Source organism: Actinomycetospora aurantiaca, assembly GCF_037401875.1.
In the GTDB taxonomy this organism is placed as follows: Bacteria; Actinomycetota; Actinomycetes; order Mycobacteriales; family Pseudonocardiaceae; genus Actinomycetospora; species Actinomycetospora aurantiaca.
On record NZ_JBBEGN010000006.1, the window covers coordinates 40,471 to 53,877 of the forward strand.

The 13,407-nt window shown below is 73.7% G+C and carries 12 protein-coding genes; 6 read left to right on the plus strand and 6 right to left on the minus strand.

The features are described 5' to 3' along the window. Positions 1-38 precede the first annotated feature (38 nt). Positions 39-1,829, minus strand: a complete 1,791-nt coding sequence (locus WCD74_RS14035; protein ID WP_337695469.1) for a flippase — start codon at positions 1,827-1,829, stop codon at positions 39-41. A 120-nt stretch (positions 1,830-1,949) separates the two neighbouring features. On the opposite strand from WCD74_RS14035, the gene galE reads away from it, so the two are divergent. Further along, positions 1,950-2,900 carry a UDP-glucose 4-epimerase GalE gene (gene galE, locus WCD74_RS14040; protein ID WP_337695470.1) on the plus strand — a complete coding sequence of 317 codons (951 nt, stop codon included), beginning with the start codon at positions 1,950-1,952 and terminating at the stop codon, positions 2,898-2,900. Between the two features lie 42 nt (positions 2,901-2,942). Here galE and WCD74_RS14045 read toward each other — a convergent pair whose 3' ends face one another. The 3 genes from WCD74_RS14045 to WCD74_RS14055 are packed head-to-tail and all read right to left on the minus strand — an operon-like array spanning position 2,943 to position 5,958. Beyond that, entirely contained in the window at positions 2,943-3,605 is a 663-nt protein-coding gene (locus tag WCD74_RS14045; protein WP_337695471.1) for a hypothetical protein, read from the minus strand. 26 nt (positions 3,606-3,631) lie between these two features. After that, positions 3,632-4,756 carry a glycosyltransferase family 4 protein gene (locus WCD74_RS14050; protein WP_337695472.1) on the minus strand — a complete coding sequence of 375 codons (1,125 nt, stop codon included), beginning with the start codon at positions 4,754-4,756 and terminating at the stop codon, positions 3,632-3,634. Beyond that, positions 4,753-5,958: a glycosyltransferase family 4 protein gene (locus WCD74_RS14055; protein WP_337695473.1), complete on the minus strand. Its 1,206-nt coding sequence runs from the start codon at positions 5,956-5,958 to the stop codon at positions 4,753-4,755. Before WCD74_RS14055 ends, WCD74_RS14050 begins: the two co-directional genes overlap by 4 nt. Positions 5,959-6,207: 249 nt before the next feature. Here WCD74_RS14055 and WCD74_RS14060 point away from each other — a divergent pair, with 249 nt between their 5' ends. Further along, positions 6,208-7,266 carry a glycosyltransferase family 4 protein gene (locus WCD74_RS14060; protein ID WP_337695474.1) on the plus strand — a complete coding sequence of 353 codons (1,059 nt, stop codon included), beginning with the start codon at positions 6,208-6,210 and terminating at the stop codon, positions 7,264-7,266. A gap of 22 nt (positions 7,267-7,288) precedes the next feature. On the opposite strand, the gene WCD74_RS14065 is transcribed toward WCD74_RS14060, so the two are convergent. After that, positions 7,289-8,236, minus strand: a complete 948-nt coding sequence (locus tag WCD74_RS14065; RefSeq protein WP_337695475.1) for an aminotransferase class IV — start codon at positions 8,234-8,236, stop codon at positions 7,289-7,291. 189 nt (positions 8,237-8,425) lie between these two features. Here WCD74_RS14065 and WCD74_RS14070 point away from each other — a divergent pair, with 189 nt between their 5' ends. Next, on the plus strand, positions 8,426-9,319 hold the full coding sequence (locus tag WCD74_RS14070; RefSeq protein ID WP_337695476.1) for a phytanoyl-CoA dioxygenase family protein: 894 nt from the start codon (positions 8,426-8,428) through the stop codon (positions 9,317-9,319). Between the two features lie 7 nt (positions 9,320-9,326). Here WCD74_RS14070 and WCD74_RS14075 read toward each other — a convergent pair whose 3' ends face one another. Further along, the gene (locus WCD74_RS14075; protein WP_337695477.1) at positions 9,327-10,676 is read right to left on the minus strand and encodes a glutamate-1-semialdehyde 2,1-aminomutase; all 1,350 of its coding nucleotides are present in this window, start codon (positions 10,674-10,676) and stop codon (positions 9,327-9,329) included. 446 nt (positions 10,677-11,122) lie between these two features. Between WCD74_RS14075 and WCD74_RS14080 the strand changes: the two genes are divergently transcribed. From WCD74_RS14080 to WCD74_RS14090, 3 genes are read left to right on the plus strand one after another with little or no spacing between them, the layout of a single operon-like run. Further along, positions 11,123-11,560 carry a hypothetical protein gene (locus WCD74_RS14080; RefSeq protein ID WP_337695478.1) on the plus strand — a complete coding sequence of 146 codons (438 nt, stop codon included), beginning with the start codon at positions 11,123-11,125 and terminating at the stop codon, positions 11,558-11,560. 28 nt (positions 11,561-11,588) lie between these two features. Beyond that, positions 11,589-12,386, plus strand: a complete 798-nt coding sequence (locus WCD74_RS14085) for a hypothetical protein (protein WP_337695479.1) — start codon at positions 11,589-11,591, stop codon at positions 12,384-12,386. An 11-nt stretch (positions 12,387-12,397) separates the two neighbouring features. Beyond that, positions 12,398-13,345: a polysaccharide deacetylase family protein gene (locus tag WCD74_RS14090; RefSeq protein ID WP_337695480.1), complete on the plus strand. Its 948-nt coding sequence runs from the start codon at positions 12,398-12,400 to the stop codon at positions 13,343-13,345. Positions 13,346-13,407: the final 62 nt, after the last annotated feature.

The window sequence follows — 13,407 nt, forward strand, 5'->3', positions numbered from 1 at the left end:
CGTGGCACGACGCCGAGAGTGACCCCGCCCGGGCCCGGTCAGCCCTTCCGGATCACCCGCATCTCCACGAACTTCCCCTGCTGGCGCATCCGGATGGTCTGCAGCGCGGCCATGTCCAGCTCCATCGTCGGCACGTCGGTGATGTCCGACAGGTCGCGTCCGCGCCCGGTGCTGCGGGTGCCCGCCGCGACGGTCGGCCGCAGCTGCGTGGTCTCCGCGTCCAGGGCGCTGCGGACCTCCGGGACCGTCCCGGCGCCCGGGAGCACCGTGGTGGCGGCGTCCAGCCCCACCCCGGCCGGGTCGATCCGCGGGTCGACCTCCGGGGCGGACGGCGCGACGCCCAGGCCCTCGTCGTCTCGGCCGGCCGCCGCCTCGGCCTCCATGCGGTCCAGGCTCTTGGGCCGCAGCGCACCGAGCAGGGCGTCGCGCATCGCCGCCGGGATGGCGCCGACCAGCAGCGCGCCCCCGACGTAGGCGATCCCGCCGGCGGCCATCGGGACGATCAGCGGCAGGTCGTAGGTCAGCCAGATGGCGCCGAGCGCGAGCAGCCCGGCCGGGACCAGGCGCGCGAGGTAGCCGAACGGCAGCGGGTGCACCCCGTGCCGGCGCAGCCGCCACTGCGAGGCCAGCACGCCGATCGTCTCGGTGACGATCAGCATGATGCCGCAGGCGACGGCGCCCAGGCGGGGGACGAGGATGATGTTCCCGACGATGTTGATGCCCAGGTTGATCGTCGACATCGTCGTTAGATAGCGCTGCTCGTGGGCGGCGATGAGGCCGTCGGAGACGATCGCGGACAGGAACGTCATCGCGACGGCGATGAAGAAGAACTGCAGCGGTGGCCCGGCGAACGCGCCCACGCCGTCCTCGCCGCCGACGACGTCGGCCATCCGTGGGGCGAGCGGCCAGCCGATCACCGCGATCGGGAAGCCGACGAGCAGCAGGAAGCGGTAGCCCTGGTCCACCGCGCGGGCGAAGCGGTCGCGGTCGGAGTTGTAGGTCTCGTTGATCGTCGAGAGGACGGAGCGCTCGAAGACCTGGGAGATCAGCGTGAGCGTGAAGGCGATCTGCAGGGCGGCGTAGTAGCCGCCGATCTGTTCGGGGGTCCCGAGGACCGACAGGATGAGGCCGTCGGCCCGCCAGTAGAGCACCGCGATGATCGAGATGATCGTGAGCGGGAAGGCCTCCTTGAGCAGGTGCCACATCTGCGGCCAGTCGACCACCCAGCGCAGCTCGGCCAGCCGCCGCGCGCCCCACCACTGGATCACCAGGCGCAGCGCCTGCGGGATGATCTGCACCGCGCACATCGCGAGCAGACCCCAGTCGAACCAGGCGACCGCCGCCGCCGTCGAGAGCGTCAGCACGCGCGAGAAGAACTCGGCGGAGGCCGCCGAGGAGTACCGCACCTTGACGTCGAACACCGGCTCGTAGCACGACGAGATCGTGGTGAAGACCAGCCCGACGGCGAGCACGCAGACCGCGGCCTGCTGCTGGAGGTCACCCCAGTAGACGCCGATCCCGGCGACCGCGGCGATGACCGCGAGCGGGACCGCGTACATCGTCGAGAAGGAGATGTTCATCCCGACGAGGCGCTCGAGGTGGCCCCCGAGGCCCGCGACGCGGCGCACGATGATCGTGCCGATGCCGAGCTCGGTGAACGCCTCGAACGTCTGGGCGAACACGACCGCCGCGGCCAGGACGCCGTAGCCGCCCTCGCCGAGGTATCGGGTGGCGATGCCGAGCGTCACCATCGACAGCGGCAGCGCGGAGAACTTGGCCAGCACCTGGATGACGACGCCGCGCGCGATCGCCGTGGACCGGGTGCTCATCGTGCGCCGATGCTACTCGCGCGGGTCCGGACGACCGCCCGGTCGCACGGCCGGGCACGGGTCCTGGCGGGTCGCTGACTAGGGTGACGCCCCGATGACTGCGACGACTCCGGTGCCGGTGTGAGCACCTGGCTGCTGACCGGCGGGGCCGGCTACATCGGCGCCCACGTGCTGCGGGCCCTGCGCGCGGCGGGTCACGACGGGGTCGTCCTGGACGACCTCTCGACGGGCCTCGCCGAGCGGCTCCCCGACGACGCCGAGCTGCTGCGCCACGACCTGCTCGACCCCGACCTGGGGAAGGTCCTGGCCGACCTCACCCGCCGTCGGGACGTCGCCGGGGTGGTGCACCTCGCGGCCAAGAAGTCCGTGCCGGAGTCGGTGGCGCTGCCGCTGACCTACTACGAGCACAACGTGGGCGGCACGGTCGCGATGCTGCGCGCCGCGACCGCCGCCGGGATCGGGCGCTTCGTGTACTCCTCGAGCGCGGCGGTGTACGGCGAGACGTCCGCCGAGCCGGTCGCCGAGGAGCACCCCACGCTGCCGACGAGCCCGTACGGCGAGACCAAGCTCGCGGGGGAGTGGGCGGTGCGGCGGCACGCCGAGGCCGAGGGCCTGTCCTGGACGGCGCTGCGCTACTTCAACGTGGCCGGTGCGGCGTCGGCGACGCTCGCCGATCGCGGCGCGACGAACCTGCTGCCGCTGGTGATGCGGGCGGTCGACACGGGGACGCCGGTCAAGGTCTTCGGCGACGACTGGCCGACCCCGGACGGCACCTGCCTGCGCGACTACGTGCACGTGGACGACCTCGCGGAGGCCCACGTCGCCGCGGCGGCGGCCCTGGAGGAGGGCCGCTCGCCGGGCGCGCTGAACGTGGGTCGCAACGAGGGCACGAGCGTGCTCGAGGTGATCCGCGCGGTCGAGGACGCCCGCGGTCGGCCGGTGCCGCACGAGATCGTCGGCCGGCGCCCCGGGGATCCGGCGCGCGTGGTGGCCGACGCGTCCCGCATCGCGACGGTGCTGGGCTGGCGGGCGAGCCGGGGCCTGGCCGAGATGTGCGCTGCGCGCTCGTGAGCACTGAGTGGGGCGATAGGCCCACTCAGTGCTCACGAGCCGTCAGGCACCCAGCGTGCCGTCGGCGCTCAGCTTCCGGTAGTAGCCCGACAGGTCCATGCGGCGCTTGGCGTTGACGGTGGACTTGCCCTCGTCGACGAACAGGCGCAGCGGGATCGCGCGGAAGTCGAAGCTCACGCGCGAGGTGTCGGTGTCGTTCGGGTAGTTGCCGTGGCGGTTGTTCACCGCGTCGAACCGGAACACCTCGCCCGGCTCGACCACGGCCGGCGAGAAGGTGTCGCTGCCCGGGCTGTCCTCGATCCACATCGAGTTCGTGCCGTAGGCGCGGGTCAGCGGCAGCCAGTAGTTCAGCGTGGCCGGCTGGTGGTTGTAGTCGGAGTCCTTGTGGAACTCGGACACGGCCACGCTGCCGGGGCGGTGCACGCGGAAGGTGGGCACCCGCTGCACCGCGAGGTCCTCACCGTACTGCGGGAGGATCCACTCGACGAGGAAGCGGTCGTAGAGGTCCCGCACCTGGTCGTACTCGCGGTAGAACAGCGAGTGGTCGTCGGAGTCCTGGTCGTGGTTGTCCACGTCCGCCCGCCGGCCCAGCTCGTGGATCTTCTCGAGGTCCGGGGTGTCGAGGATCTTCGCGACGACGGTCGGGAACGGGAACTCGATCGGGTCGTAGGTGAGCACGGTGCCGTGCTCGCTGCGGTCGGCCATCGTCGAACCTTTCCTTCTGCGGGGAGCTAGGGGGAGCGGAGTTCGCGGTAGAGGTGCACGAGCCGGTCCGCCCAGACGTCGGCGCCGAACGGCGCCACGGACTCGCGGGCGCGGGCCCCGAGCTTGACCCGCACCTCGTCGTCGGAGAGCAGCTTGTCGAGCGCCGCCGCCAGCGCGGCCGGGTCGTGGACCCCGACGACGACCCCGTTGTCGCCGTCGCGGACGAGGGTCGCCAGCCCGCCGACGGGGGTGACGACGGGGCACAGGCCCCACGCCATCCCCTCGAGGACCGACATCGGCAGCCCCTCCCACCAGCTGGGCAGCAGGAGCAGCTGCGCGTCGGTGAGGAGTTCGTCCCGCTCCTCGGGGCCGATGAAGGTGCGCACGTCGACCGTGCTCCCGAGCCCGGCGGCCGCGACCGCGCGGCGCACCGCCTCGACGTCGCCGTGGCCGGCCAGCGTCAGGTGGAGCCGGGCCCGGTGGTCGGCCTGCAGCGCCGCGACGGCCTCGATCAGGTCGAAGACGCCCTTGCGGTCGATGAACCGGCCGAGGAAGACCCCGCTGACGCGCTCGGCGTGCGGATCGCGCTCCGGGATCCGGTCGGGCAGCTCGACCGGGTTCGCGAGCACGACCACGCGCTCGTCGGGCAGGCCGAGGCGCGCGGTGTAGGTCGCGCGGGCGTCCTCGGCGAGCACGACGACGCGGTCGGCGCGCAGCATCCGGGCGACGACGGGGCGCAGCGGGCGGGGCAGCCCGTCGAACCACTCCGCGAACGCGCCCGCGTGGGTGTGCAGCACCGTCGGGACCCCGCAGGCCCGGGCCGCCGTCACGATGACGCCCTTGCGCAGGGCCGACAGGCCCTTGGCGACGTGCAGGTGCACCACGTCGACGCGGCGGCCGGCGACCAGGGCGACCGCCCGGAGGATGCCGCCGACCATGAGCCGGAGCCGGCGGGCGGGCCCGGCCTCGTCGTAGGTCGTGACCACCCGCACCGACACGTCGTCGCGCGCGCCCAGGAACCGCACGTGCAGGCGCTGGACCGACGAGATGCCCCCGGGGGTGCCCTCGGCCTGTCCGACGACGAGGACGCGCAGCGGAGCGGAGCCGGACCGTGGAGCGGAGACACGCAGCGGCGGTCGGGTCGAGGTCACCGGAGGGCGGCCGCCGGGTCGACGGTGCCGTAGGCCGCGAGGAGGGACTGTTGGGAGTGCGACCACGACAGTGCGCCGGCCACGCGCTCGCGCCCGACCTCGCCCATCTGCTTGCGGCGCACCGGGTCGTCGAGGAGGTCCGAGACCAGGGCCGCGTACTCCTCGACGTCGTTGGGTCGGGCGAACAGCGCCGCGTCGCCCGCGGAGACCCGGCTCTCGGTGAGGTCGAACGAGACCATCGGCAGGCCCATCGCCATGTACTCCATGATCTTGTTCATGGTGGACACGTCGTTGAGCGGGTTCAGCGGGTCGGGAGCGAGGCCCAGGCACGCCGTCGAGAGGTAGCGGCGCACGTCGGGGGTGTCGGCCATGCCGGTGAAGGTGACGTGGTCGTCGAGCCCGAGGCGGTGCGCCAGGTCGACCACGTCGTCGAACGCGTCGCCGCCGCCGAGGAACGCGGCGTGCCAGTCGTCGCGGCGCTCGGCGAGCCGGGCGAGGGCCCGCACCGCGTAGTCGACGCCGTCCTGCGGGCCCATCACGCCGAGGTAGACCAGCAGGTGCTCCTTGCCGTGGGCCAGCTCCGGCTCCGGCGGGACCTGCTTGAAGCGGTCCAGGGCGGGGGCGCTGCGCACGGTGAAGGCGCGCTCCCCGCGGACCCGGCCGCGGCCGACGGCCTTCGACCGGTAGCTCTCGTTGGTCGAGATGACGACGTCGGCGGTGCGGTAGGTGAGGAACTCCATGAGCCGCAGGCCCCAGTAGAGCGCGTCGCGCTTGGGCCGGAAGCGGGAGAGGTAGAGCTCGGGCACCAGGTCGTGCTGGTCGAAGACGACCTTCGTGCGCCCGCCGCTGAGCACCTTGAGCACCAGCGCGACCACGAACAGCAGGTCCGGCGGGTTGCAGAGGTGGACGACGTCGACCGGCTCGCGCCGGTGGATCGCGAACGCCAGGCGGATCGAGTGGAACAGCGCGGTCGCGTACTCCTTGAGATAGCCCTGGGGACCGCCCGACGCCGCCTGCAGCGGGTAGCGGTGGATGCGGACCCCGTCCACGGTCGCCCGGCGCTCGGTGTCCCGGTCCGTGCCCCGCGGGCAGATCACCTCGACGTCCCAGCCGTGGTCGCGCAGCGTCGTGGCCTCCTGCCAGACACGACGGTCGAACGGCACCGAGAGGTTCTCGACGAGGATGAGTGCTCTTCCGGGCAAGATCTCGTCTTCCGTCCTGTCGGGGGCCAGGGCCGGCCCGAGCGGGAACCCGTTCGGGCTCGGACCACGGTAGCGATGCTCCCCGCGCGCCCCGTCGGGTGCCCGGGGCGCACCGGTCGTGCGCCACTGGTGAGAGGACGTCCGGGAGGCCCGCGGGTTGCCGTGACGGGGCCGACGGGTCGGATCGGTACCGTGCGCACGGACCCCCGGACGGGGGAGTGCGGGTGACGAGGGAGCGCGGGAGAGAGCATGCACGTGCACGTGGAGCTGCCCGAGGAGCTCGACGTGGAGTCCTACCGGCTTCGCAACGCCCGCGGCGAGATCCCGGACCACACGCCCTACGGACTGCACCACATCGGCGACGACGGCGACGTGGTCACCTTCCGCCGCCCGGCGGGCGGTCTGCTCGCCTACGCGTCGCGCAAGGTGCGCAACCGGCTCGACGGGTACGAGGCGGTGACCGCGGTGACCGGCGCCGTCCAGCGCCGCGGCGCCGACGCGATCCTGTGCATGGACGAGCGGACCGGGGTGCCGGCCCTGTTCACCTCGCCCCGCCGCCCCGTCGTCACCGGGATCGGGTGGCTGGAGCGCCCGGACATGCTGCCGCCGGCCGAGCGGCGCGCCACCACGACGGCGCTGCGCCGCTGCGCGGGGATGTTCAGCCAGTCGCCCGGCGTCGTGCCGATCCTGCGCGAGCACTGGGGCGTCGACCCGGAGTGGGTGCACGGCGTGACGCTCGGGATCGACCCGGAGTTCTACCCCGAGCAGCCGTGGGACGGCCGCGACCCGGGCGGGGTGACCGTCACCAGCGTCGGCGACGACCGCAACCGCGACCACCCGACCCTGATCGCCGCCGTCGAGCAGGTGCGCGCGGGCGGGGTGCCGGCGTGGCTGGAGCTGGCGACGACGATCCCGGTCACGCTCGCGCCGGACGCCGGGGTGGTGCACGCCCGCCGGATGAACGCCGCGATGCGCGGGCTGTACCAGCGCTCGACGGTGGTCGCGATCGCGCTGCGCCCCAACCCGGTCGGCGCCGGTCTCACGGTCGCCCTGGAGGGCCTGGCGAGCGGGCGGCCCGTCGTCGCGACCGACAACCCCGGAATGGACCACTACGTCGACCACGGCCGCACCGGCCTGCTCGTCCCGCCCGGCGACCCGGCCGCGATGGCGGCCGCGATCGCGGAGCTGCTCTCGGACCCCGAGCGGGCCGCGGCCATGGGCGCCCAGGGGCGCAAGGACGTCGAGTCGCGGTTCACCTCCGCGCACATGGCCCGCGAGCTCGCGGCCATCGTCCGCGGCACGCTCTGACGCCGCCCCGTCGGGAGGGGCGCTACGGCGCGACGAGCGCCCGCCCGGCGTCGGTCGCGACCATCTCCACGCCCTCGACGACGTCCTCGCCGCGCATCACGCGCAGGTAGGCCGCCCGCAGCCGGGCCAGCAGGCCGTCGACCGGGAAGACGAAGCCGTCGATCTCGGAGACCAGCGTGAGCTCGGAGATCGTGCCCGCGATCCCGACCTCCTGCGCCGCGAGCAGCTCCGTGCGGTCGATCGGACGCCGGACGAGGCGGACGCCGTCACGCTCGCAGAGGCGCTCCAGGATGCGGACGGTGAGGCTGTCCAGGGCGCCCTCGGACGACGGCGGGACGACGACCTCGCCGTCGACGACCGCGAGCACGCAGGCGCCGGTGGCCTCGGCGACCCGGCCCTCGCGGTTGAGCAGGATCGCGTCGTCGTAGCCCAGGCGGCGTGCCTCGATGCGCGCCAGGCGGGCGACGACGTAGTTCGCGCTGCTCTTGACCCGGGTGGGGAGGTCGACGTCCGTGCCGCGCCGCCAGGTGGAGACGCCGAGGCGCATCGGCTCGCCGGACTCCTTCTGCTGCGTGAACGCCGTGATCACCAGCGAGGCCCGTGTCCCCTCGCCCCAGTGGCCCTCGGTGACGTAGAGCGTGGGGCGGAACCAGAGGTCGCGCTCGCGGACGAGGAGCTCGGCCGCGAGCTGCTCGAGCCGGCGCAGGAACTCGGGGTAGTCGAAAGCGACGGGGATGTGGAACAGCTTCGCGGAGCGGAGCAGGCGCTCGTAGTGCTCGCGGGGCGAGCGGATGGAGAACGTCTCGGACGCCGGGTCCCAGTAGCCCTTGACGCCCTCGAAGACCGACAGGGCCCGCGTCAGGGCCTCGGCCGAGACGTGGATGCGCACGTCGGAGTACGGCACCAGCTGACCGTCGACCGACGCCCAGGGCGGCGTCTGGAGCTGCGAGAGCGACGCGATGTGCGCCATGTGTCGTTTTCCTCCCAGGAGGTACGTTCTGGAAACCGTCCGTAGGCGAACGGTACGCGCCGTTCGCCCGGACGATCTTTCTTTCCTCCCCCACGTGAATCCGATGGCTCAACCTACGGCTACCGTGCGGCGTCTCGGTATCGGGTGGCCTTCCCTGACGGTGGGACGGCCGACGCGAAGGGGGCCCACGTGACCAACGTTCTCTCGAACCCGTCGTTCGACGACGCGACGCGGAGGGACGCCCTGTACCGGGGCGACGTCATGGTCTACGGCGCGACGCCGGCGACGCTCGCCCTGGTGCAGTTCACCCGCGAGCTGGTCGAGCAGGCGTTCGCCGGCCGCGACCCGCAGGTGGCGCAGTACGAGATGGACGTGGCCGAGTTCGCGGCGCTGCTCGCGGACCTCAAGCCGCGCTTCATCCACCACCCGCGCTGCAAGGAACTGCTGCCCGCGATCCTCGAGGAGCGCGGCTGCGACCTCGACCGCACCTACTTCGACGTGCCGCGCCTGCGCACCTCGACCTCGGACGACTACCTGACGACGGGGATCGCGTTCGCGTTCCACCCGCACCGCGACACCTGGTACTCGGCGCCGATGTGCCAGACGAACTGGTGGATGCCGGTCTACCCGGTCACCCCGGACAACGTCATGGCGTTCCACCCGAAGTACATGACCGAGGGCGTCCGGAACGGCTCGCGCCGCTACGACTACGACGAGTGGAACCGGACGAGCCGGTTCGCGGCCGCGTCCCAGATCGGCAAGGACACCCGCGACCAGCCGACGCCCGAGGAGCCGGTGGAGCTCGACCCGCAGGTCCGGGTCGTGCCGGAGGTCGGCGGGATGATGGTGTTCTCCGGCAACCAGCTGCACTCGTCGGTGCCGAACACCTCCGGGCGCACCCGGTTCTCGATCGACTTCCGCGTGGTCGACATCGACGACGTCGAGGCGCACCGCGGCTCGCGCAATGTCGACTCCGAGTGCTCCGGGACGTCCCTGCGCGACTTCCGGCGGTGCACCGACCTCGCGCCGATGCCCGAGGAGCTCGCCGCGCAGTACGACGGACGGGCCGTGGTCGGGGTCTGAGCGCTCCTCAGCGCCGCCGCGGGGCGGCGTGGGTGCGCAGGGCCGGCGCGACGGGGCGTCCCTCGAGCAGGCCCGCCGTCGAGCCGTGCTCGAGGGCCTTGCGGTAGGTCGGGAGCGCATCCGCGACGGCCTGCACGGTCTGGTCGACGTCCGCGTCGGTGTGCGCCGCGGAGACGACGAACGACTGCCCGAGCACCCCGCCGCGCAGCAGCTCGGCGAGGAAGAGGGTGCGGAACTCCTGCGAGGGGGTGCCGTCCGGGCCGCGGGTCAGGAAGACCAGGCAGTTCGGGTGGCCGGCCACGCGCAGGTGCTCCTCCAGGCCCTCGGCCTCGATGGCCGCGTTCGCACCCGCCGCCAGCCGCTCGCCGGCGTGGCGCATGGCCGCGACCGGGTCCTCGGTGCGGTAGGTGCGGACGACCGCCCGGAAGGCGGTGAGGCCCACCGTCTCCGGGCCGTTGGTGGTGGAGAGCAGGAAGACCCGCTCCGCGTCCGTGGCCAGGCCGCCGAGCTCCATCAGCTCGCGCTTCCCGGCCAGGGCGGCGACCGGGAAGCCGTTGCCCATCGCCTTGCCCCAGGTGGACAGGTCGGGCACGACGCCGTGCACCTCCTGCGCGCCGCCGGCCGCCCAGCGGAAGCCGGTGATCATCTCGTCGAAGACGAGGACGGCGCCCTCGGCGGTGCACAGGTCGCGGACGGCCTGCAGGAAGCCCGGCGCCGGGGCGACCATGCCCGTCGCGGCCTCCATGAACACGGCCGCGATCCGCCCCGGGTGGGCCGCGAACAGGGCCCGCAGCGAGTCGACGTCGTTGTAGGCGAAGCGCAGCGTCGCGTCCCGCGTGGCCGCCGGGATGCCGGCGTGCATGCCGGTGGTGCCGATGAACCAGTCGTCGACGGAGAAGAACGGCTGGTCGGCGACCGCCACCAGGTCGCGACCCGTGGCGGCCCGGGCGAGCCGCAGCGCCGCCGTCGTCGCGTCGGAGCCGTTCTTCGCGAACTTGACCATCTCCGCGCCCGCGACGGTCCCGAGGAAGTCCTCGGCCGCGTCCACCTCGAGGGTGGAGGGCCGGGTGAAGCTGATGCCGCGGTCCAGCACCCCGTGCACGGCCTCGAGGACCGGGGCGTACGCGTGACCCAGCGTGACTGCCCGCAGACCCATGCCGTACTCGACGAACTCGTTGCCGTCGGCGTCCCACACCCGGGCTCCGAGGCCCCGGTCGATGATCGGCGCCATGCCCTCGGGGTACTGGTCGTCACCGCGGGCGTAGGTGTGGGCGCCCCCCGGGACCATCGTGTGCAGACGGTTCTGCAGCTCGGTCGAACGGGTGAAGATCGGCGCGGGCCTCTCCAACGGGAGCACCTCCGTGGCGCAGTGGCGGACATCGTCGTCACGAGCCGTGGTCGGAATCAGTGGCGTCGGACGACGTCGTCCGTCACCGGATCGTTCTCGGTGGCATCCGAAGACTAGACGATTCGTCCCCGACGTCCCATCCGTCCCGAGTGGCTCGTCGCCGGACGGTCGGTGCCGGGAGCGCCCCGTCCACCCGGCCGCCCGAGCGGGGAACGGGCCTCGCGGTCCTCGGTAACGCGGGCTGTCGTGGGGTCCCTTTGTACGCTCCGTCACCGATCTCGCCGGTGGGTGGGGGTGGGTTCGGCCGCCCCGCGGGGGTCCGCCCTGATCGGCGGTGCCGCGTGAGGCCTGGTGGTCGCGGTGCCGCGACCACGTGCGGCCGGAGGGCGTACGCGCGGCCCCGGAGCAGGTCCCCCGACCGAGACTGGTCCGCCCTGCTGCTCAGAATGGTCCACATGGCGGAGCGTGGTTCCTGCGGAGCGGGCAGTGACACCGTGGCGGCGGACGGCGAGGTGGGCATGGGCTCGGTGAGTCGGATGGTGACCCTGCGGCCGGCGCCGCGTCCCGGGACGTCGGCCCCGACGTGGGCGGCGGGCCCGACGACCGGTGCCTGGCGGCCGGAGGCGACCGGGGCCGCGTCCGTGGAGTCGGTGGAGTCCCTGGAGCTCGTCGCATCGGCCGCACCCGTGCTCCCGCCCGGCGTCGAGGTGCCGTTCGAGCCGGACCCGGAGGCGGCGGCCTTCCTCAACGCCCCCCGGCGCCCGCTGAGCTTCTACGTCGCACCGTTCGGCACGCCGCCGTTCGGCAACCCGCCGCCCCGCGTGGTGCCGGGGAGCGGGTCGGCCGCGCGGGGCGGGGCGAACTGGGGCCCCGCCTACCCGGCCGGAGCCTGACACCTGCCGTCGGGAAGCATCCCGGGGTGTGACCTCCCTGGGGGGACTGGTCGACCGGTACACCGCGGCGCTGCGGATGGACGGGCCGCACCGGGCCCCGGACCGCGACGAGCGCGCGGCAGCCGACGTGCTGGCGGCCGCGATCGCGACGGGCACCGACGTCACCGCGCCCGCCGTCGCCCTCGGGTTCTCCGTGAGCGAGGTCGCCGGGCGGACGGTGCTCGCCTCGGACCCGCGGACCGAGCGCTCCTGGGGCCTGCTCGTCCTCCCGGTCGGGGAGCCGTCGGCCGTCGTCGAGGTCCCGCACCCGGGCTCGGACCTGCGGACCGAGGAGGTCGGCGTCGCCGTCCTGGAGCGCTGCGCGTCCGCGCTCTACCTGCAGGCGGGCTCGCACCGCCGCGCCGGGGCGCCACCGGACGCACGGCGCCACGGCGACTTCCCGGCCGACGTGGCGCACCGCCCGGACTCGGTGTTCGCGCGGGTCGCCGCCGGGCTGGTCGCCCGCCGCGGGCTCGCGCAGGTCCAGCTCCACGGGTTCGCCGACCGGCCCGGGTTCGACGTCGTCGCCTCCGCGGGGGCCGCCGCCGGCTCGACGCTGTTGGAGGAGACGGTGCGGCGGCTCGGGGCGGCGGGGGAGGTCGTGCGGCGGGGCGGGGAGCCGGGGTGCGACGACCTGTCGGGCGTCCTCAACACGCAGGGGCGCGATGCGGCGCGGCACGGGACCGCGTTCGTGCACGTCGAGCTGTCGCGGTCGCTGCGGCGCTCGGCGGTGCGCCGGGACCGGGCGGCGGAGGCGGTCGCCGGGGCCGTGGCGGCGGCCACCTAGCATCGGCGGCCATGGGCAACCGGCTCCTCGTGCTCGGCTGGCACAACATCGACCCGACGCCCGGCTTCCCGGACCCGCCCGGCGTCGGCCGGCTCGGGTTCGCCAAGCAGCTGCGGATGCTGTCGCGGTTCGCGAACGTGCTGCCGCTGCAGACGGCCCTGGGGCTGATGGAGGCCGGGGAGCCGTTGCCGTCGCGGGCCGTCGTGCTGACCTTCGACGACGGGTACCGGGACAACCTCGAGCTCGGGGTGCCGATGCTGGAGCGGCACGGACTGCCGGCGACGTTCTTCCTGGTGCCCGGCTTCCTGTCCGGGACGGTCGGCGCGTGGTGGGAGGACCTGTCCGCGGCGTTCGAGCGGGCGCGGGCGTCGTCGCTGCGGTTCGGGGGGACCGTGTACCCGCTGGGGTCGCCGGCCGAGCGGGAGGCCGCGCACGGCGCCGTGCGGGCGTCGCTCAAGACGCTGGACCACGCGGCCCGCGTCGCCGAGGTGGCCCGGGTGTCGGCGATGCTGGACCCGGCTCCGAGCTCCGTCGGCGAGGGCCTGTTCATGGACTGGTCCGGGGCGAAGGCGCTGCTCGCCGCCGGCCACGAGGTCGGGTCGCACACCGTCTCGCACGCGATCCTGGAGCGGGAGTCCGAGGCGGGCCAGCGGGCGGAGCTCGGTGAGTCCCGGGCGGCCCTGGAGTCCGGGCTCGGGATCACGGTGGACACGCTCGCGTTCCCCAACGGCTCGAGCGGCGACTACTCCGACGTGACCACCCGCGTCGCGGCCGACGCCGGCTACCGGTGCGCGGTCACCACCACCGCGGGCCTGGCGTCGGGGAAGGACTCGCCCTACGAGATGCGCCGTGTCGTCGTCACGCCGACCACCGACCTCCCGAGCGTCGCCGAGAAGGGCTGGCGGAAGGCCCGGGGTCTCGTCGGCCGCCGGGTGGGCGCGCTCACCGGTCGGCGGTAGCACCTCCCGGGTGCCAGCAATGCCGGGGTGTCAGCAATGCGGCCATGCTGACACTGGACGTC